The 19024-nt window shown below is 69.8% G+C and carries 18 protein-coding genes and 1 pseudogene; 11 read left to right on the top strand and 8 right to left on the bottom strand.

The genetic code is table 11. The features are described 5' to 3' along the window. Positions 1 to 46 precede the first annotated feature (46 nt). Both aztC and aztB read right to left on the bottom strand, forming a co-directional pair. The gene (aztC, locus tag OG804_RS01360; RefSeq protein WP_328393007.1) at positions 47 to 964 is read right to left on the bottom strand and encodes a zinc ABC transporter substrate-binding protein AztC; all 918 of its coding nucleotides are present in this window, start codon (positions 962 to 964) and stop codon (positions 47 to 49) included. Next, on the bottom strand, positions 961 to 3012 hold the full coding sequence (gene aztB / locus OG804_RS01365) for a zinc ABC transporter permease AztB (protein ID WP_328393009.1): 2052 nt from the start codon (positions 3010 to 3012) through the stop codon (positions 961 to 963). Before aztB ends, aztC begins: the two co-directional genes overlap by 4 nt. 58 nt (positions 3013 to 3070) lie before the next feature. On the opposite strand from aztB, the gene aztA reads away from it, so the two are divergent. The 6 genes and pseudogenes from aztA (at position 3071) to OG804_RS32220 (ending at position 7456) form a co-directional block, all read left to right on the top strand. Continuing rightward, positions 3071 to 3742 carry a zinc ABC transporter ATP-binding protein AztA gene (gene aztA, locus OG804_RS01370; protein ID WP_328393011.1) on the top strand — a complete coding sequence of 224 codons (672 nt, stop codon included), beginning with the start codon at positions 3071 to 3073 and terminating at the stop codon, positions 3740 to 3742. A 312-nt stretch (positions 3743 to 4054) separates the two neighbouring features. Further along, a complete protein-coding gene (locus OG804_RS01375; RefSeq protein WP_328393013.1) occupies positions 4055 to 4351 on the top strand; it encodes a DUF6285 domain-containing protein in 297 nt (98 codons plus the stop codon). Beyond that, positions 4348 to 5349, top strand: coding sequence for a phosphotransferase family protein (locus OG804_RS01380; RefSeq protein ID WP_328393015.1), 1002 nt, complete (start codon positions 4348 to 4350; stop codon positions 5347 to 5349). The genes OG804_RS01375 and OG804_RS01380 overlap by 4 nt, the downstream gene beginning before the upstream one ends. Positions 5350 to 5357: 8 nt before the next feature. Then, the gene (locus OG804_RS01385; protein ID WP_328393017.1) at positions 5358 to 6644 is read left to right on the top strand and encodes an acyl-CoA dehydrogenase family protein; all 1287 of its coding nucleotides are present in this window, start codon (positions 5358 to 5360) and stop codon (positions 6642 to 6644) included. A 105-nt stretch (positions 6645 to 6749) separates the two neighbouring features. Beyond that, positions 6750 to 7020 (top strand): annotated as a pseudogene (locus OG804_RS32215) (biotin carboxylase N-terminal domain-containing protein); the annotation flags it as partial. 235 nt (positions 7021 to 7255) lie between these two features. Further along, entirely contained in the window at positions 7256 to 7456 is a 201-nt protein-coding gene (locus OG804_RS32220; protein WP_442941715.1) for an ATP-binding protein, read from the top strand. Between the two features lie 20 nt (positions 7457 to 7476). Here the strand turns inward: OG804_RS32220 and OG804_RS01395 are convergent, their stop codons facing one another. Further along, on the bottom strand, positions 7477 to 8118 hold the full coding sequence (locus tag OG804_RS01395; RefSeq protein ID WP_328393021.1) for a TetR/AcrR family transcriptional regulator: 642 nt from the start codon (positions 8116 to 8118) through the stop codon (positions 7477 to 7479). 65 nt (positions 8119 to 8183) lie between these two features. Between OG804_RS01395 and OG804_RS01400 the strand changes: the two genes are divergently transcribed. Next, positions 8184 to 9035 (top strand): alpha/beta fold hydrolase, encoded by an 852-nt coding sequence (locus OG804_RS01400; protein WP_328393023.1) that lies wholly within the window; start codon positions 8184 to 8186, stop codon positions 9033 to 9035. 87 nt (positions 9036 to 9122) lie between these two features. Here OG804_RS01400 and OG804_RS01405 read toward each other — a convergent pair whose 3' ends face one another. Then, the gene (locus OG804_RS01405) at positions 9123 to 10049 is read right to left on the bottom strand and encodes an LLM class flavin-dependent oxidoreductase (RefSeq protein ID WP_328393025.1); all 927 of its coding nucleotides are present in this window, start codon (positions 10047 to 10049) and stop codon (positions 9123 to 9125) included. Positions 10050 to 10187: 138 nt separating this feature from the next. Here OG804_RS01405 and OG804_RS01410 point away from each other — a divergent pair, with 138 nt between their 5' ends. Next, positions 10188 to 10376: a YegP family protein gene (locus OG804_RS01410; RefSeq protein WP_328393027.1), complete on the top strand. Its 189-nt coding sequence runs from the start codon at positions 10188 to 10190 to the stop codon at positions 10374 to 10376. Between the two features lie 73 nt (positions 10377 to 10449). On the opposite strand, the gene OG804_RS01415 is transcribed toward OG804_RS01410, so the two are convergent. Beyond that, positions 10450 to 11697 (bottom strand): cation:proton antiporter, encoded by a 1248-nt coding sequence (locus tag OG804_RS01415; protein WP_328393029.1) that lies wholly within the window; start codon positions 11695 to 11697, stop codon positions 10450 to 10452. A 109-nt stretch (positions 11698 to 11806) separates the two neighbouring features. Beyond that, positions 11807 to 12271 carry a DUF7144 family membrane protein gene (locus OG804_RS01420; RefSeq protein WP_328393031.1) on the bottom strand — a complete coding sequence of 155 codons (465 nt, stop codon included), beginning with the start codon at positions 12269 to 12271 and terminating at the stop codon, positions 11807 to 11809. A gap of 264 nt (positions 12272 to 12535) precedes the next feature. On the opposite strand from OG804_RS01420, the gene OG804_RS01425 reads away from it, so the two are divergent. Together OG804_RS01425 and OG804_RS01430 are read left to right on the top strand one after the other, a co-directional pair. Beyond that, positions 12536 to 12955: a YciI family protein gene (locus OG804_RS01425; RefSeq protein WP_328393033.1), complete on the top strand. Its 420-nt coding sequence runs from the start codon at positions 12536 to 12538 to the stop codon at positions 12953 to 12955. Positions 12956 to 12965: 10 nt separating this feature from the next. Beyond that, positions 12966 to 14264, top strand: coding sequence for an RNA polymerase sigma factor (locus OG804_RS01430; protein ID WP_328393035.1), 1299 nt, complete (start codon positions 12966 to 12968; stop codon positions 14262 to 14264). A gap of 196 nt (positions 14265 to 14460) precedes the next feature. Here the strand turns inward: OG804_RS01430 and OG804_RS01435 are convergent, their stop codons facing one another. Next, the gene (locus tag OG804_RS01435) at positions 14461 to 16647 is read right to left on the bottom strand and encodes an elongation factor G-like protein EF-G2 (RefSeq protein WP_328393037.1); all 2187 of its coding nucleotides are present in this window, start codon (positions 16645 to 16647) and stop codon (positions 14461 to 14463) included. A gap of 263 nt (positions 16648 to 16910) precedes the next feature. Here OG804_RS01435 and OG804_RS01440 point away from each other — a divergent pair, with 263 nt between their 5' ends. Next, a complete protein-coding gene (locus OG804_RS01440; protein WP_328393039.1) occupies positions 16911 to 17423 on the top strand; it encodes an MmpS family transport accessory protein in 513 nt (170 codons plus the stop codon). Between the two features lie 30 nt (positions 17424 to 17453). Here OG804_RS01440 and OG804_RS01445 read toward each other — a convergent pair whose 3' ends face one another. Then, a complete protein-coding gene (locus tag OG804_RS01445) occupies positions 17454 to 18662 on the bottom strand; it encodes a nuclease-related domain-containing protein (protein ID WP_328393041.1) in 1209 nt (402 codons plus the stop codon). Between the last annotated feature and the right edge of the window lie 362 nt (positions 18663 to 19024).

Below are 19024 nucleotides of genomic sequence, written 5' to 3' on the forward strand. Positions count from 1 at the left end.
TTCTGTTGTGCTGGCTGCGGCAGCGAGATATCGCAGCGGTCCCGGGTCACGCGTCGGCCAGACCCGCCACCATCGCGGTGGTGTTGGCGCGCATCATTTCCAGGTAGGTGGCCGCGCCCCCACCGGGCGCGGTCAGTGATTCCGAATGGAGTCCGACGATGCGGACCTGTACACCGGCCTGTTCGGCGAGGGCCTGGGCCAGCCTGTCCGGGCGAGCGGAATCCACGAAGATCGCGGGCACTCCGGCCGCCCTGACGGCAGCCGCCAGATCCGCCAGATCGGCGGCACTCGGTGAGGCGAGGCTGGTGCCGCCGGGGATCACCGCACCCACCACCGTGAAGTCGAATCGTGCGGCGAGATAACCGAATACGTGATGGTTCGTCACGAGTTTGCGGCGTTCGGGGGCGATACCGGTGAACTGGCCGGCCATCCAGTTCCGCAACTGGTCGAGTTCGGTCAGGTACCGATCGGCGTTGGCGCGTACGGCGGCGGCGTCGATATCCGGAACCGTCTCGAGCACCCGGTCCCGGATGACCTCCACAGCCCGGTGCACGCGTTGCGGATCGGTCCAGAAATGCGGGTCGGGTGCTCCGGCGGCGGCGCCGGCCCGGTAGGACAGCGGATCGATCTCCGGACCCACGGGCAAGGTCGCGACACCGGCCGACGCCGCGGCCGTCACATGGCGTGCCAGCCCTTCCTCCAAGCCCAGGCCGTTCTCGACGACGAGGTCGGCGGTGTCGAGCACCGCCGCCTGCTGGGCCGACAACGCGAAGGAATGCGGATCGGAGTTCGGCGGCATCAGCACCGTCACCTGCGCCGTGTCACCGACCACCGCCCGGGTGATATCGCCGAGAATATCGGTGGTGACCACGATTCCGCCGCCACCCGAGTTCGTCACCGCGCATCCGGCGACCGCGCACACGGCGACGAGCAGGGTCGCGCAGAGTCGCAAGGGTCTGATCATCGGCCGGTCTCCACCATCAGGTCGGGGGTGATGTCGAGCGGGAACGTACGGGCGACGCGCAGCCCGTCGGCGTAGTCGATCTCGTACACCTGCCGGGTGGCCGGGTCGTTGATATAGGCGCGGTCGGCGTCGACGAGCAGAACAGGCGGCGCCGCCGGGTTCACCGGAGCCGGCAACACCCGGCGCTGCGCGGTCTCGGCACCGGTCTCCAGGTCGTGGGCGTGCAGCACACCGGCGGTGTCCAGCGCGAGTACCGCGGTGCCCGCCCCCGCCGTGCTCGCCGCGGCGACCCGTCCGGTCGCGATGGTCCGCCAGACGCGGCGCCCGATATCGAGCACCAGCACTCGCGAATCCCGCACGGTCACCAGCACATCGCTGCCGCGGCGGTGGAAGAACCGGTCCGCGCTGCCCGTCGTGCCCGCCGGATACGGCAATTTCTCGGCGGTGAAGCTGTCGTCGCGCTCGGTCACCACCAGCGCGCCGTCCGCGCAGGAGAACACCGCACCGCGCCGGGTCACGGTCTGCCCGCCCGGTTTCGGGCACGAAGGTTCCAAGGTCAGCGCCGGTGTGTCGGCGCGGCTGCGCACCTGTACCTTCCCGGCGCCGGGGTCCGCGACGAGGAGCTGACCGCCGTAGGGGAGTGCCGGTCCGTCGGCCACCGGACCCGGTACGACAGTGCCCTCGTCGAGCGCCGCGCGATCCGCCAGCGCGGTCGAGCCGTCCCTCATCACGGCCGCGGTGACCGCGGTATCGCTGTGCGCGGTCCGGACCTCGCCGCTCAGGGCGCCCACTGTGCGTGACTGTGCCCGGTAGTAGTGGACATGATCACCGTGGTCGACCACCCAGCTGCCGCTGTCGAGGATCGTGGTCGTATCGTTCGCCGCCAGATAGGCGTAGCGCCCGTCGTCGGCGATACGGGTGACTCCGGGGACCGGGTCCGGCGAAATGATCTGCTCGGTCACCAGGTCCAGCACCCGGACCGCGCCCGTGGACCGCTCGGCGAGCACCAGTCGCGGCTGCGCGCTCGCGCTCTCCTCAGCGCCCGCGATATAGCCGTGCGGTGCCGGTTCCGGCGGATCTGCGGGGTTCGCGCCGCAGGCGGCGACCGGAACGAGCAGCAGCGCGGTCACCGTCGCGCGGGCGGCGCGCCGACCGCGGAATTTCCGGGTTTGTCGTGCGAGTCGGGCGGACTGGGTGGCCCCGCCGCCCGGTCCCGCGCCGGTCCGCCCGCGCAGCGCCGCGCGTAGCCGTGCGGCGCCGGCGGATACGAAGAAGATCGCGACCGCGGTCGCCGCGATGGTCGCGCCCGCAGCCGTTCCCGCATGCCAGGAGATCAGCAGGCCCAGCACCGTGGACAGGGCCCCGATTCCCGCGGCCGCCAGCATGATCCGGGGCAGCCGGTGGGTGAAGTAGGTGGCGGCGGCGGGCGGCGCGACCAGCAGGCCGAAGACCAGCAGGGTGCCCACGATGTGGAACGAGGCCGCGATCGCCAGCGTCAGCAGGGCGAGCAGCGCGAATTGTGCTCGGCGCGGGCGCAATCCGAGCGTCTGCGCGGTTCGCGGGTCGAAGCTGAGGGCGACGAAACCGCGATGGCCGAGCACGGTGATCGCCAGCGCGACCCCCAGCGCGGCCAGCAGGAAGACCAGATCCCGGGGACGAGTGGCCAGGACGTCGCCGAAGAGGAATCCGGTCAGGTTCACCGCGAACGATTGTGAGCGCGAGATCAGGATGACCCCGGCCGCCAGCATGCCCACGAACAGCAGTCCGATACCGGTGTCGGTGGACAGGCGGCGGTTGCGGCTCAGTACCGAGACCCCGGCGGCCATGGCGGAGGCGCTCACCAACGCGCCGAGCAGCAGGTTGCCGCCGAGCAGGGCCGCGACGGCGACCCCGGGCAGCATTCCGTGCGCCATGGCTTCGCCGAGAAATGCCATCCCGCGCACCACGACCCAGGTTCCGGCCAGGGCACACAGGCAGGAGACCAGCAGTCCGCCCCAGAGTGCTCGCTGTACGAAGGAGACTTCGAACGGGACGATCAGCCAATCCATAGCCCAGAGATTAAACTGATAACGATTGTCATTACAAGTTGTTGGCGGGAGTCACAGAATGTGCACGGCGGATGTCGAGATCACCGAAATAACCGCGGGTTACCAGGGGAACCGGGTATTGCACGAGGTCACCGCGACTTTGCCGGGCGGCAGGGTCACCGCGCTGATGGGCCCGAACGGCTCGGGAAAATCCACCCTGCTCGCCGTCCTCGGCGGCATCGTCGCGCCGATCGCCGGATCGGTCTCCGGTACCGGCGGATCCCGGCCCGCGCTGGTCGTCCAGCAGCAGGCGATACCGGCGACGCTGCCCATCTCGGTCCGCGAAACGGTCACCATGGGTCGCTGGGCGCATCGAGGTCTGTGGCGCCGGATCACCCGGATCGACCGGGCGATCGTCGCCGACTGCCTCGCTCGCATGGATATCGCCGACCTCGCCGAACGGCGCCTGGACACGCTGTCCGGCGGGCAACGTCAGCGCGTTCTGCTCGCCCGCGCCCTGGCCCAGCAGTCCGGCCTGCTGCTGCTCGACGAGCCCTGCACCGGATTGGATGCGGCCGCCCGGGCCGCTATCGGCGCGGCGATCCGCGAGGCCGGGGACGCCGGGGTCACGGTGGTGCACGCCACCCACGATCGTGCCGACGTGCGCGACGCCGACCACTGCGTGCTGTTGCGTGACGGCCGGGTGATCGAACAGGGTGAGCCGCGAATCGTCCTCGCGGCGGCCGCGTGACCGCTCCCGATTTCGTGCGGCTCGGAGCCGGAGCCGCCGCCGCGGCCACCCTGATCCTGGGTAGCGCGGGTGTGGCCGGTGCGACCGGTGAGCCCAGACCCCGCCGGCGACCGGTTCTTCCGCGACGGACTCCTCCGCCGGCGTGCCGGAGGCTCCCGGACCCCTGGTGCGACGATGAGAACATCCTCTACTGTTTGTCTCACCGCTCGCCTGTAGCGACGACAAGGAGGTCGGATCGGTGGATGCTCGCCAGCTGCCCGCGGACCCGCTCGTCGTATCCCGCCGAGCCGGAATCCATCGAGGGGAGCCGTAGTGCAGAACCGCCCGACGGCAGCCGAGCTGCTGGAATCACTTGCCGAACTGCTGGAGTCCACACTGTTGCCGGCCTTACCGCCGGAATTGCAGCACCGTGCGCGGGTCGGGGCCAATCTGGCCCGCATCCTGGGCCGGGAGGTCGAGCTGGGGCCCGCCGCGGCGGCCCGGGAGAAAGAGTTGCTCGACGCCGTCCCCCCGGGCGACGACGAGGCGCTGTGGCAGGCGCTCACCGAGATCGTCCGGGCCGACCTCGCGATCGCCAAACCGGGCTACGACAGCTGGGCGGGCGAATGAGCGCGGATCCGGCCCGGGGACTCACCGACTACCTCTCCGGAGAGTTCGGCAGCCCGGTGACGATCACCGATTTCCAGTTCCTCTCCGCCGGCGCGCGCCGCCGCAATATCGCCTTCACCGCCACCGTGGCCGGTGCACCGCGCCGTCTGGTCGCGACGATCGTGCCGCCCGCGGTGGAACTGATGCCCGTGGCGGCGGAGGCCGGAGTCCGCGAACTGGCACGGGCGCACGGGGTGCCGGTCCCGGCCGTGGTCGCGGTCTGCGCCGATACCGGCTATGTCGGCGAACCGTTCGTCATTTCCGAGCACATCGATGGAGAGACGGTGCCGCGCAGGGTATTACGTACGCTCGCCGCCGCCGGGAACGCCGCGGAGACCGCGCGGCAGTGGGGTGCGGCCATGGCGCGGCTGCACAGTATCGACCCCGGGTCGGCGCCGACGGCGGTCCCGGCCGCGGGGCCGGACCCCGCCGCCGAACACCTCGCCGAGGTGGAAGCCGGCGCCCGGGCGCTCCTGTCCGACCGGCCGGTGTTCGCACTGGCGCTGAGCTGGCTCGAGAAGCGGCTGCCCGGTCCGCCACCGCAACCCGCACTCGTCCACACCGATATGCGCAACGGCAATCTGATCATCGGTGCGGACGGGCTGCGCGCGGTGCTGGACTGGGAGGGTACGCAGCGGTTCGGTGACCCTATGCGCGATATCGCCTGGCCCGCGCTGCGGATGTGGCGATTCCGCGAGGACGCGAAGGAATTCGGCGGCTTCGCCGACCGTGACACCTTCGTCGGCGGCTACGAACAGGCGGGCGGGACCTTCGATCTCGACCGCTACCGCTGGTGGAAGGTGATGGGCACGGTGTACTGGGGCGTCGGGCTCGCCCAGCAGGCGGCGGCCCATCTCGACGGCACCGTCCGGGATATCGTCATGGCCGCCAGCGGTCGCCGGGTCTCGGAAATCGAATGGGATCTGCTCATGCAGATCCGTCCTCGCGTGACAGCATAGGAGAGACCGTGGATTTCGAATTGCCCACCGACCTGTCGGCCTATCTCACCGAACTCGACGACTTCATCGAGCGCGAGATCGAACCACTCGAACAGGCCGACGACAATATCCGGTTCTTCGACCATCGCCGTGAAGACGCCCGAACCGACTGGGACCGCGACGGTCTGCCCACAGCGGAATGGGAGGCACTGCTCGCCGAATCCCGCCGCCGGGCCGATGCCGCGGGCCACTACCGGTACGCGTTCCCCAAGGAGTTCGGCGGCCGCGACGGCACCAATCTCGGGATGGCCGTGATCCGGGAGCATCTGGCCCGGCGCGGCCTGGGCCTGCACTGCGACCTGCAGAACGAACACGCGGTCGTCGCCAACAATGTCGGCCTGCTGCTGATGCTGGAGTACGGGTCCGCCGAGCAGAAGCAGCAGTGGGTGGACGGCCTCGCCGCCGGAACCCGGTTCTTCGCCTTCGGCATCACCGAACCCGAACACGGCTCCGACGCAACCCATATGGAAACGACGGCCGTCCGCGACGGCGACGACTGGGTCATCGACGGCACCAAGACCTGGAATACCGGCGTGCACATCGCCGACGCCGACCTGATCTTCGCCCGCACGTCCGGCGCAGCGGGCGACGGCCGGGGGATCACCGCGTTCCTGGTCCCCACCGATACCGCGGGCTTCAAGGTCGAGGAATACCTGTGGACCTTCAATATGCCCACCGACCACGCCCGGGTCTCGCTCACCGGGGTGCGCGTACCGGACTCGGCGATCTTCGGGCAGGAGGGCCGCGGTCTGGCCGTCGTGCAACATTTCTTCAACGAGAACCGCATCCGCCAGGCCGCGTCCAGCCTCGGCGCCGCGCAGTACTGCGTGGACCGGGCCGTGGCCTACGCCAACGAACGCAAACCGTTCGGCAAACCGCTGTCGGCGAACCAGGCCATCCAGTTCCAGTTGGTCGAACTGCACACCCAGTGCGAGATGCTGCGGGCGCTGGTGCACAAGACCGCGTGGTCGATGGACGCCTATGGCACGTTCGCGGTGTCCGAGCAGGTCTCGATGTGCAACTACTGGGCCAACCGCCTCTGCTGTGAAGCCGCCGACCGGGCGATGCAGGTGCACGGCGGACTCGGCTATTCGCGCTACACACCGTTCGAGCACATCTACCGGCATCACCGCCGGTATCGCATCACCGAGGGCGCGGAGGAGATCCAGATGCGTCGCGTCGCGGGGTATCTGTTCGGGTTCATGGACCGCGCCGCGGTGAAAGGCGTGGGTGCCGGGGAACCCACCCGGACGTAGCGGGCGCCCGGCCCCGGGCATCCACCGGCGGGACGGGGCACGGTGGGGACGTAGCGTCGGAACCGAGCCCCGGCGAGAGCGGGCAGGAGCGGGAGGCAGGCACCGATGAGCGCACAGCCGGAGAAAGTCCTGGTCGCCAATCGCGGCGAGATCGCGATACGGATATTCCGGGCGGCGCAGTCGCTCGGCGTCGGTACGGTGGGGTTGCGCGCGCGTGACGAGGACGGCGCCCTGCACGCGGTGCGACGAACTCGTGGTGCTGCCCGGCGTCGGCCCGGCCGCGTATCTCGATATCGACGCGATCCTGGCCGCGGCCGCGGAATCCGGCGCGACGGCGATCCATCCGGGCTACGGATTCCTTTCGGAGAACGCCGATTTCGCGCGCGCCTGCCGGAAGGCGGAGATCGTTTTCGTCGGTCCGGCCCCGGAGACGCTGGAGTTGTTCGGCGACAAGGGCCGCGCCCGGCGGCTGGCCCAGGAACAGGAAGTGCCGGTCCTGCCGGGGACCACCGGACCCACCTCGGAGCGGGAGATGGCCGAATTCCTGGCCGCGCAGTCCGCGCCGGTGACGAGGAAAGCTGTCGCCGGGGGGCGGCGGCCGCGGCACCAGGGTGGTCCGGTCGGCTGCGGAATTACCGGCGGCGTTCGCGCAGTGCCGGACCGAGGCGGCGGGCGCCTTCGGGACCGCGGATCTGTACGTAGAGCGGCTGCTCACCGGCGCGCGGCATCTGGAGGTCCAACTGGTCGGTGACCGGACCGGGGCAGACGGGTGGCGGAACAGTGCCCGCAGTACGGGGATCGACACGTGGTGAGGTGAGTTCCGGTGCCGGCCCTAGCGCCGGATATCGCTCTGCGCCGGGTGTTCCCGATGATCAGCGGCCCCCGCCGCGTCGAACTCCGGCGCGGCCAGCAGTTCGCCGAGGCGCGCGCTCATGGCACGGCCCGCCGTGTGCAGCGGTTCGGTCGAGCGCAGAGTCCGGCTCAGTACGAACGCGCCTTCCAGGGCGGTGACGATGGCGAGGATCAATTCGCGCCCGGCCGCCTCCGGCAGTCCCCGTGCGACGAAGTACGCCGTGCCGTCGGCGATCCACTCGTCGATGATCTCGGCGAGTACCTCGCGCAGCGCGGGTTCGGCATCGGCGACCTCACCGGCGACCGTGCCGACCGGGCACATATTGATCCATCCGGTCTGCTCGATCTGCTCGGCCGCGGCGGCGAAGGCGGCGGGAACGGCATCGCGCAGGTCCGGGTACGGGCTGAGCAGTAGCGGGATCAATCGGCCGTAGGCCACCCCCGCCGACCGCAGTGCGATGGCGGCCAGTTCCGGCTTACCGCCCGGGAAGTGGTGGTACAGCGACCCCATCGGGACACCGGCGGCCACGGTGATCTGTTTGACGCTGGTGGCGCTGTAGCCGCGGGTGCGCAGTAGTTCGGTCGTCGCGGTGACCAGCCGGTCGCGGGTGCTGGTTGACATTCTCTCGGTCACCGTTCCAGACTAGAGCAATTACTCTAGAGCGATCGCTCGAAAGGGGTCAGTAGATGCCGACGGTCGAACTTTCCGCAGGTCGGGTGCACTATGTGGAGCACGGTGAGGGTCCGCCCGTGGTCCTGCTGCACGGCTTGCTGATGAATCACACGGTGTGGGACCCGGTGCTGGAGCTGCTGCCGCCGGGCTTCCGCTACATCCGGCCCGACCTGCCCCTGGGCGCCCATCCCATCCCCCTCGAACCGGGGACGGACCTGAGTCTGCGCGGCCTGAATCACCTCGTCGCGGATTTCCTCGCCGCCCTGGATCTGCGCGAGACCGTCCTGGTGCACAGCGACTGGGGCGGCGCGCTGTTCCTCACCGCCTACGGGTTGGACGAGCGGGTCGGCCGACTGATCGTGCTGCCGTGCGAGGCGTTCGGCAATTTCCCGCCGGGTCTGCCGGGCAAGACGGCGACGGCAGCCGCCTATCTACCGGGCGGTGTCGTGCTGGCGCTGCGACAGCTGCGCGTCCGTCGGCTGCGCGAACTACCGGTGCTCTTCGGCTGGATGGCTCGCGAGCCGCTGCCGGACGAGCTGGTGCGCGGCTGGACCGAACCCGGTCTGCGTGACCGCCGTATCCGCCGGGACCTGCTCGCCTACGCCCGGTCCGGCTTCCGCACGCGCGAACTGATCGAGAACACCGAAGCGCTGCGCCGATTCCGCGGCGACGCCCTGATCCTCTGGTCGGCGGCGGGCAAGGTGATGCCCCGCGACCACGGTCGCCGGCTCGCCGAACTCATTCCGGCGGCCCGGCTGATCGAACTCTCCGACGCCTACGTGCTGTCCATGCTGGACCGCCCCGAGGCCGTCGCATCCGCCATGACCGAGTTCCTCACGGCCGATCGCGCCGGTAGCGACCGCTGAACCCGACCGCTGAACCCCTGGGCCGGAACCGGTGCGCCGCCGTGCCGGAGCGGGGGACTCGAGGGCGACGCCCCACGCGCGGGAAGGTCAGCCGCGCAGTTTCGGTGCGACCTCGGCCGCGAAGAGTTCCATGGTCGTCGCCGCCTGTTTCGCGCCGACCATGAACACCACCGAGTCGATGCCCCGGTCGGCGCGTTCCCCGAGCCGGTCCACCAGCATGGCCGGGGTACCGACGTAGCCTTCGTCGAGCGCGAACGCCGCGGCGCCGAAATGGCGCCGGGCGCGGTCGCGGACCTCCGGCAGTTCGCGGTCGGTCGCGGCGACGGCGAGGACCGCCTGGTGGGAGCGGCGGATCGTGGCGGGGTCACGGTCGACACGGGTGCATTCGGCGTCCAGCAACGCCGACAACCGCCGCTGGTCGGGCAGGCCGTAGGTGGGGATGTTCCAGACATCGGCGTAGCGGGCGACCAGGGGGAGCGTGTACTTCGGTCCGGCGCCGCCGATATGGATCGGCGGTCGGGGACGCTGCACCGGGCCGGGCGCATTGGGAATATCGTCCACCCGATAGTGCGAGCCCGCGAACGAGGTGCGTTCGCCCACGAACATCGAGGTGATTATCTCGAGCGCTTCACCCAGCCGTTCGGATCGTTGCGCGGCCGAGCCCCAGGGCAGCCCGGCCTGTGCGTGCTCCGCGGGGATGGAACCACTGCCGAGCCCGAATTCGAGCCGGCCGCCGGAGATGACGTCCAGCGTCGTCGCCATCCGCCCCAGCACCACCGGGTGCCGGAAATTGTTGCAGAGCACCAGGGCGCCGACACGCAGCGTGGTGGTCGCGGTGAGCAGGGCGGTCGCGGTCGTCCACGCCTCCAGGGACGGGTGTTCGGGGAGTCCCGGCGACCAGAGATGGTCGAACAACCACAGGCTGTCGAATCCGGTGCGCTCCGCGGTCCGGGCGATATCGAGCAGCGGCGAGAATTCCGAAACGATCTGCGGTACATAGATCCCGAACTCCACCCACCGAAGCTAACAGTCCGGTCACCGGCACAGCACCGCTTTGCGTCGACTCCCGCCCACCCGGTCCGCCGAACGCACAGGCAGACGTATTCTGCGCAGGTCCGCATCCCATTCTCGTACGTCGAGACGAGGTGAGTCATGGCAGGCAAGTTCGAACTGTTCACCGACGCGAGCGATAAGTTCCGCTGGCGTCTCAAGGCCGGAAACGGCGAGACGATCGCCCAGAGCCAGGCCTACGCCACCCGTGATGCCGCCAAGAAGGGCATCGCTTCGGTACAGAACAACGCTCCGAGCGCGACGATCGTCGAAGTCACCGCCGGTTCCTGACGCGGCGCTACGACCTCGGCGTTTGCCTCCACCGACACGGAGACAAGCGCCGAGGTCCGCGTTTGCCTGCCGCTCACCGGTCGCCCGGCCGGGCCCCTGAATCGGGCCCGCCCACCGCGACCGCGTTGCCGCCCACCCATTTCGCGATCATCGGGAACACCAGGACCGTGGTCGCGCCCGCCGCCACCAAGGTGGAGGCGAGGGCCTCGCCGATGAGATCGGACCGGGTCGCCACCTGGGTGACCGCGACGATGATCGGCAACCCGGTGGCCGCGTACAGCGCCAGCTGCACCCGCTCGCGCGGAAAGGCCAGATTGGCCCCGTGCGGGACGAACCGCTCGCTCAACCACACCGTCGACCCGCGCGCGACCGCGATCGCCAGCACGAAAACCACCCAGGTCAGCGGCTTGTCCGCGACGGCCGACGGGTCGATGCCCATCCCCGATACGACGAAGAAGATCGGGATGAGCACGCCGTACCCGATGGTTTCCAGCGAGTCCTGGATCCCGGGATGGGTTTCGGCGATGAGGCGGCGCAGGATCACACCCGCCGCGAACGCGCCCAGTACGACGTCGAGGTCGAAGACCTCGGCCACCGCCATGAGGATCAGCAGCAGCAGGAACACCATTCGGACCGGGAGCTGGTTGGTGCCCGTGGTCAGCGCGACGAGCACGCGGTCGACGCCGGGATGGCGGTCCAGCATCCGTTGCGGCACCCACAACACCACGCCCGCCGCGGCCGCGAACAGCAACAGCACCACCAGCGAGGAGCCCAGATCGTGGCCGCTGAGCAACACCGACATCGCCAGCACCGGGCCCAGCTCGCCGACGGCCCCGTGCGCCAGGACCGCGCGGCCCAACGGTTTCTCGAGGACGCCGTCCTGTTTCACGATCGGTAACAGCGTGCCCAGCGCGGTGGAGGTGAGCGCGATGGCGACCGCGATGGAGGCGGTGAAACCGGCGTCGGGGGCGACCAGCCACACCATGAACAGTGCGAGCGCCAGCCCGGCCACCCAGGTCAGCCACGCGGTCCGGCCCGACCCACCGCGCAGCAGCCGGGTATCCAGTTCGTATCCGGCGAGCAGGAACAGCATGCCGAGCCCGAGTTCGCTCAGCAGATCCACCCCACCCGCGGTGCCCGCCAGCCCGGCGACGTGCGGACCCAGCACGATCCCCGCCACCAGCAGCACGACCACATCCGGGACCAGCCCGCGCAGCAGCCGGGACAGCAGTGGCGCCGCCACCGCGACGGCCGCGATCCAGAACAGCGAGACGATCGCCGACGGTTCCGGATCCACGGAGGCCGCCGCCGATATCGTCATCCGATCATGGTCGCACCGTCGGCCGCGACGGCCGGACGCCGACACGGGGACGATGCGTTCCGGTCCCCGTGCCGACGCGGTCCCGCCGATTACCGGCCGGGATCAGATCTCAGACCCGCTCGGTGTCCCAGGTGGCGATGGCCCAGATGATCACCACGTCGAGCGCGATGATCAGGATCGACCACAGCGGGTACCAGGGGATCCACAGGAAGTTCGCCACGATCGAGAGGGCTACCAGCCCGATCGCGACGACCCGCGCCCACAGCGCCCCGGTGAAGAGCGCCAGGCCGACCAGGATCAGCAGGATGCCGAAGACGATATGGATCCAGCCCCAGCTGGTGAGGTCCAGTTCGTACACGTACTGCGGTCCGGCGACGAACACATCGTCGTTGGCGGCCGCGGAGATGCCCTGGAACAGGGTGATGAATCCGGCGACGAGCAGCAGTGCCGCCGCCGCGATGGAGGTGCCGCCGGCGACGGTCTGTTTCACCGGCCGCTCATCGTGCTGTGCCGCCGCGTGCGCCCCGGTGGTCGTGGCTCTGCCGGCGGTCGGTGCTGCGGGGTCGGTGGTCATAACAACTCCCTTCGGATGGGAGGGGCCACACCGGACCTCGGGAACTGATCGCCGGTGACGCCCTCATACGCCACACTTCGATTCCTTTGTTCTGATCGAGAATTATGCCACTGGCCAGCACGTTCTACCGGATTCGCGCAGAAACGGAACCGAGTCGCGATATTCGGGAAAAAATATTCGGCGGGTTGTCGATCCGTCGGATGCCCCGTTCGACCTATGGGTGAAAGGGTCCGGAAGGGGCCCCGATGACAAGGAGACCGGATCATGAAATACATGCTGATCATGCGTGCCACCGACGAAGCCTTCGCCGCCATGGGCGATATCGACTTCACCGAGATGCTCGAAACGGTCGGCAAGTTCAACGACGAACTCATCCAGGCCGGGGTGCTCCTCGCGGCGGAAGGCCTCGACGACGCCGCCGAAACCGTGGTCGTGGATTACTCATCGGCGGACCCGGTGGTGACCGACGGTCCCTACGGGGAGACCAAAGAGCTTTTCAACGGCTACTACGTGCTGAACGTCGCGTCCAAGGAAGAGGCCGTCGAATGGGCCAAACGGATGCCGATGAGCGGTGCGGGTTTCAAAACCGAGATCCGCCGGGTGAGCACCATCGACGAATTCCCCCAGGACAATATCTGGATCCAGAAGGAGCGGGCCTGGCGCGAAGCCACCGGCCAGCTCTGACCGGCCCGACGTGGAACGGCACGACGGCCGCGCGGCGGTGGCCGCGGTGTGGCGGATCGAATCGGCGCGGATCGTCGGAGCCCTCGCCCGCTACACCGGCGAATTCACCCTCGCCGAGGATCTCGCCCAGGAAGCCCTGGCCGAGGCGCTGGTGACCTGGCCGCGCGAGGGTGTGCCGCGCAATCCCGCGGGCTGGCTGCTCACCGTCGGCCGGCGTCGCGCCGTCGACGGCTTCCGCCGCCGCGCGGCTCTCGACGACCGGTACGCCGCCCTCGCCCGGGACCTGGGCGAGGGCGGCGTCGCCGCCGGCAGCGAGCCGGCGGACCCGGTCCGGGCGACGGACGAAGTGCTGTGGGATCCGGACCGGATCGACGACGATGTGCTCGCCCTGATGTTCATCGCGTGCCATCCGGTGCTGTCCCCGGAAGCGCGGGTAGCGCTCACCCTCCGGGTGATCGGGGGTCTCACCAGCGACGAGATCGCCCGGGCTTTCCTGGTGCCGACCGCCACGGTGCAAGCACGGATCACCCGGGCGAAGAAAACCCTGGCCGCCGCCCGGGTGCCGTTCGTGATCCCGCCTGCGGCCGATCGCTCGGGGCGGCTCGTATCGGTGCTGCGCGTGGTCTACGTGATCTTCACCGAGGGCTCCTCGGCCAGCTCCGGTACCGATCTCATCCGGTTCGATCTCGCCGCGGAGGCCCAGCGCCTGGCCCGGGTGCTGACCAGGCTGGTCCCGGACGAACCCGAGGTGCACAGCCTGCTGGCGCTGCTCGAACTGACCGCCGCCCGTTTCCCGGCGCGCACCGGACCCGACGGCGAACCGGTCCTGCTGGAACAGCAGGACCGCCGTCGCTGGGATCGGTCCGCCGTCCGGCGCGGCCGGGCCGCGCTGGCTCGCGCCGAGAAAGCTCGGCGCGGGCTGGGCAACTACGGGCTGCAGGCGGCGATCGCGGAATGTCACGCGATCGCACCGTCGGTCGAGGACACCGATTGGGGCCGGATCGTGCTGCTCTACGAGGCGCTGGGCCGGCTGGCGCCTTCCCCGGTGGTCGAAGTGAACCGCGCGGTCGCGGTCGCGATGGCGCAGGGTCCGGCGGCGGCCCTGCCGATCGTCGACGCGTTGGAGGCCGCGGGCGAACTCGCGAATTCGCATCTGCTGCCGAGCGTGCGCGGTGAGCTGCTCACCCGTCTGGGGCGTTTCTCCGAGGCGCGAGTGGAGCTCGAACGCGCGGTCCTCCGCTGCGGTAACGACAGGGAGCGCACCGTGCTGGCACGCAAGATCCACCTGCTCGACTCCGGCACGGCGTAAGGACGTCATCCGGCCGCCCGTCGGCACCACCGGAACGGACGAGGTGCTGCCGACCTGCCGCGCCCGGGACGTCGGCCGGCCTTCGACCGCCTTCGGCAGGTGACCGTTCGTTTCGGCGCGCCCATCGATCCCGCCGGATTCGATGATCCGCAGGGGCTCCTCGATCATCTGCGGGAGCGGATCGAGGAGCTGCGCGTCAGCCGCGCGTTACCGGTGATCGGTCGCGAACCCGGTCCGCTCGCTGGGCGGGCATGGGGTCGTGCCGCAGATACTCCCGGGTGAACTGCGCGATTCCGTGGGTGAGCGACCGCAGTTCCGTGGCGTAGTGGGTGAGTTCGGCCTCCGGTACCTGCGCGTGGATCAGGGTGCGGCCCCGGTCGGCCTGCTCGGTGCCCAGGATGCGGGCACGCCGCACCGACAGATCGGTGAGAGCCGCGCCGAGATGGCCGTCGGGAACCCGGACCTGTACCAGCGCAACGGGTTCCAGCAGCGCCATATCGGTACCGGACGCTGCGTCACGTAGTGCGAGCGCGCCGGCGGTCTGGAACGCGGCATCGGAGGAATCGACCGAATGCGCTTTGCCGTCGAGCAGCGTGACCCGGACGTCGACGAGCGGATTGTCGGTCGCCACACCGCGTTCGGCCTGGGCTCGCACCCCCTTCTCCACCGAGTTGACGAACTGCCGCGGCACCGCGCCGCCGACCACCTTGTCCACGAATTCGATACCCGAACCCGTCGGCAGCGGCTCCACCTCGATCTCGCACACCGCGTACTGGCCGTGTCCGCCGGACTGTTTCACATGGCGCCCGCGCCCGCCCGCTTTCCCCGCGAATGTCTCGCGCAGTGCGACCCGGGTTTCCTCGATATCGACATCGACGCCGAACCGGCTGTGCAGCCGTTCCAACGCGACATCGCGTTGCGCTTCGCCCAGGCACCACAGCACCAGCTGATGGGTCCGCTCGTTGTTCTCCACCCGCAGGGCCGGGTCTTCGGCGACCAGCCGCGCCAACCCTTGCGGAAGCTTGTCCTCGTCGGCCTTGCTGTGGGCACGGATGGCGGTGGGCAGCAGGGGTTCCGGCATCTGCCACGGCTCGATCAGCAGGGGGGAGTCGGCGCCGGAGAGCGTGTCGCCGGTCCGGGCGTGGCCGAGTTTGGTCACATAGGCGATATCTCCGGCTACGGCCTCGCTCAGGGGCCGTTGCTCGCGTCCGAACGGCGCGGTGACGCCGCCGATGCGTTCGTCCTCGTCGTGCTCGGCGCCCGGGCTGTGCCCGCAGATGTGCACGGTGTCGTCGGCGTGCAGGGTTCCGGAGAACACCCGCACCAGCGAGACCCGGCCCACATACGGGTCCGACGAGGTGCGGACCACCTCGGCGGCCAGTTCGGCGGCCGGATCGCACCGCAGTGCCACCGGTGCGGAGTCCCGTGACGCCCCCGAACCGTTCGCCGGCCGCACCGCCGAGACCGTGTGCTCGGCCGGTGTCGGGAATCCGGCGGTGATCAGTTCGAGTAGTTCGATCGTGCCCAGTCCGTGCCGGCCGTCGCCGATCGCGGGAGCCGCGAACAGCACCGGATGGAAGCTGCCCCGGGCCACCGCCCGTTCCAGATCCGCCACCAGGGTGGGGAGCTCGATCGGCTCGCCGTCGAGGTATCGGTCCATGAGGGTTTCGTCCTCGCTTTCGGCGATGATCCCCTCGATGAGCCGGTCCCGGGCCTGTTCGATCAGGGCACGATCCTCGGATCCAGGTTCGGTCCGGAGCTGTTCCCCGGACGAGTAGTCGGCGACCCGCTGCTCCAGCAACTCCACCAGGCCCGTCGCCGGCCGGTGTCCGTCGGCGGCCGCCGGTCCGTACACCGGCAGGTGCAGGGCCAGGACGTTCTCCGTCGCCCCGCCCCCGAGCAGGGCCTGGCAGGTTCGCCGCATCTCTTCGAAATCGGCCCGGGCCGTGTCCAGATGTGTCAGCACGATCGCACGCGGCATCCCGACGCTCGCACACTCCTCCCACAGCGCACGACCGGTCCCGCCGACCCCCTCCACGCCGTCGGCGGCCGATACCACGAACAGTGCCGCGTCCGCCGCCCGCAACCCGGCGCGCAGCTCGCCCACGAAATCCGCGTACCCCGGCGTATCGATCAGGTTGATCTTCACCTCGCCCCACCGCACCGGTACGACCGATAACTGCACCGATCGGTGCCTGCGGTGTTCGATCTCGTCGTAGTCCGACAGTGAGGTTCCGTCCTCTACCCGGCCCACCCGGTTGACCGCCCCGGCGGCCAGCGCCAGCGCATCGACCAACGTGGTCTTGCCCGATCCGCTACCGCCGACGAGCACCACGTTCCGGATGTGCTCCGGCTGTATCCCCCCGTTCGCTCTGACAACCATGACTCACCGTCCTCGGTATCGGCACGTGTCATGTTCGAGCTTCCCACCCGCGCGGCTCGTGGTCTATGGACCGGGCGAGTTCGACCGATTCGTTGCCGCCCCGCCTTTCACCGGTTCCGTCGAGCGGTATCCGGCGTCCCCCGGCGAATCCCGGGCCAGCAAGGCTCTGAACAGCGAATATAGCGATGTAACATCAATTGGAGAAAATGTGATCCACCTCCCGATGGGGCGATGGACCGTGCCCCCGACCAGAGGAGCTCACATTGACCGATCCGTCCGGCGACCAGCGGGAGCACCCCGGACAGCCGCAGGGACACCCGCTCGGCCAGAACCCGCTCGCGGAACCGCCGCCCCCGGGATACCGCCGGTCGCCGAGGGTGAGATGGCCGTGGCTCCTCGGCGGGCTCGTCTCGGTCGTCCTGTGCCTCGTCGGCGGCTGTCTCGCTGTCGTCGCGGGCGTCGCGGACGAGGCGGACGAGGTGTCCGTCCCGGAGACCACCGTGACCTACCAGGTCGAAGGCACCGGCAGCGACGTCTCGATCACCTATCTGGGCCGCGACCTCGGCATGGCCCGGGAAACGGTGGCCACGATGCCGTGGCGCAAGGAGGTGACCATCGGCGGTTTCGGCACCGTGGTCTCGCTGACCGCGAACAATGACGCGGATGGCGGGGTGGTCACCTGCCGGATCCTGATCGGCGACCGGGTCGTGGCGGAACAGACCTCCAGCGGGCCGTACGCCTCGGCGGGGTGCTCGGGTGACGCGGGCGGGGAGTAGGCCGGGTGTTCCGGCCGTTCCGGCTGAGCGTCAGCAATTCGGCTGGAACGGGAAACACTGCGTGTGGGCCGGTGGTGCGGGCGGTGGCGTCTCGGCCGCCGGTTGTGGGAGCGGCTCCGGGGCGGGCTGCTCGGTGGCCGAGCTGATCTGCTGCTGATCGGAGGTTTCCCCAGGGTCGGCACGGCCGCCGCCGATCTGGGCCACCAACCATAGTCCGGCGGCGAGGACGGCGATCGCCGCGAACGCCGCCGCGGTCTGGAAGCCGCCGCGGCGCCGAGCCTCGACGGGCGCAGGGGACGGCTCCGGGGGCGGTGCGGCCTCCGGCACGAGCTCCGGTGCGAGCTCCGGCGGCGCGGGGACGACAGTCCGATCTTCGACGCGGGAGCGATCGGCCGTGCGGGGCCGGGAATTCGGCGAAGGCTCGGGCGCTGCGGGCTTCGGTGGCGCGGGCGGCGGTGGCATAGGACGCGGTGGCGGGGGATCCGGCGCCATAGCTCTTGACGGCGTGGGCTCCGATCGCGTGCGAGCCTGCGGCGGCTGCGCAGCGGGTGCAGGTGCCGAGGCGGGTGCTGGGACCGAGGCGGGAGCTGGGACCGAGGCGGGAGCTGGGACCGGTGCCGGGGAGGCCTCCAGCGGGAATCCCGCCGCCTCCAGATCGGCCACCGAGGTGCTGCCACCGTGCTCGAGCGCCTCGATCAAGGCGTACGCCTGCTCCGCGGTCCATACGACGGCGCTGCGGTGATGGGCACGATGGAACCAGGCACGGAGCGGATTCTGGGTGTCGCACAGGAGTACGTCGCAACCCTGCGGGGCCGATCTCTTGTCGAGGCGCACGGTGGATCCGCGCGGCGGCACCACGACCACGAGACCGCTCACGAATGTGGGCCCGCCCACCTGGCCGGCCGCCGATTTCAGTTTGAAGAGCCCCTCGCGGACCTGGTCGTAGGGGGTGGTATCGCTCTGGCGCACGCCGACCGGGTCGCCCTCGTACCCCGGGACCTTCCACCGGCTGTTGGTGGTGCAGTGCAGGACGCCACTGGTGATCTCGGGGTTCACGCCCTTGACCTCGCAGACGACAGTGGTGTGCGGCGTGATGATCACCAGGTCGACCTCCTGCCCGGAAACGAAGCAGTTCGCGATCGCGACCCCGGGGACCCGGTAGTCCCCCTGCCATTTCCGGAGCCAGGCGGCGACCCGCTTCTCCGCACCCGACCTGAGCTTGTCGGCGATGACGAGCATCGAGCGCACCCCTCCCTGTCGCTGGTGATGTGGTCACCCTATCCGCAGAACGCACTCCGCTTCGAGAACGATTGCGACAGTGGGCGTTACCCGAGGTGGTCGTTTCGGCCGATGCCCGTTCCCGGCACCACCGCCCACCAGGCCGGTTGTCGTCGGCGACTGGGCAAGCGCGCCATACCGTGCGATAGTCGAATCCGCACCACGCGCCCGGCCGGACAGAGCCGGATATCCGCGCGCAGGGACCCGAGCCGGTAGCACGCGCCGTCATCGTTCGGTCACGGATTTCACCCGGTTTCGCGCCTAACGTCACTGCTGTGCCCGCAGATCAGAGCGAATCCGCCCGGCTCCCTGTCGTGCTCCGG

Source organism: Nocardia sp. NBC_00416 (assembly GCF_036032445.1).
Lineage (GTDB): Bacteria > Actinomycetota > Actinomycetes > Mycobacteriales > Mycobacteriaceae > Nocardia.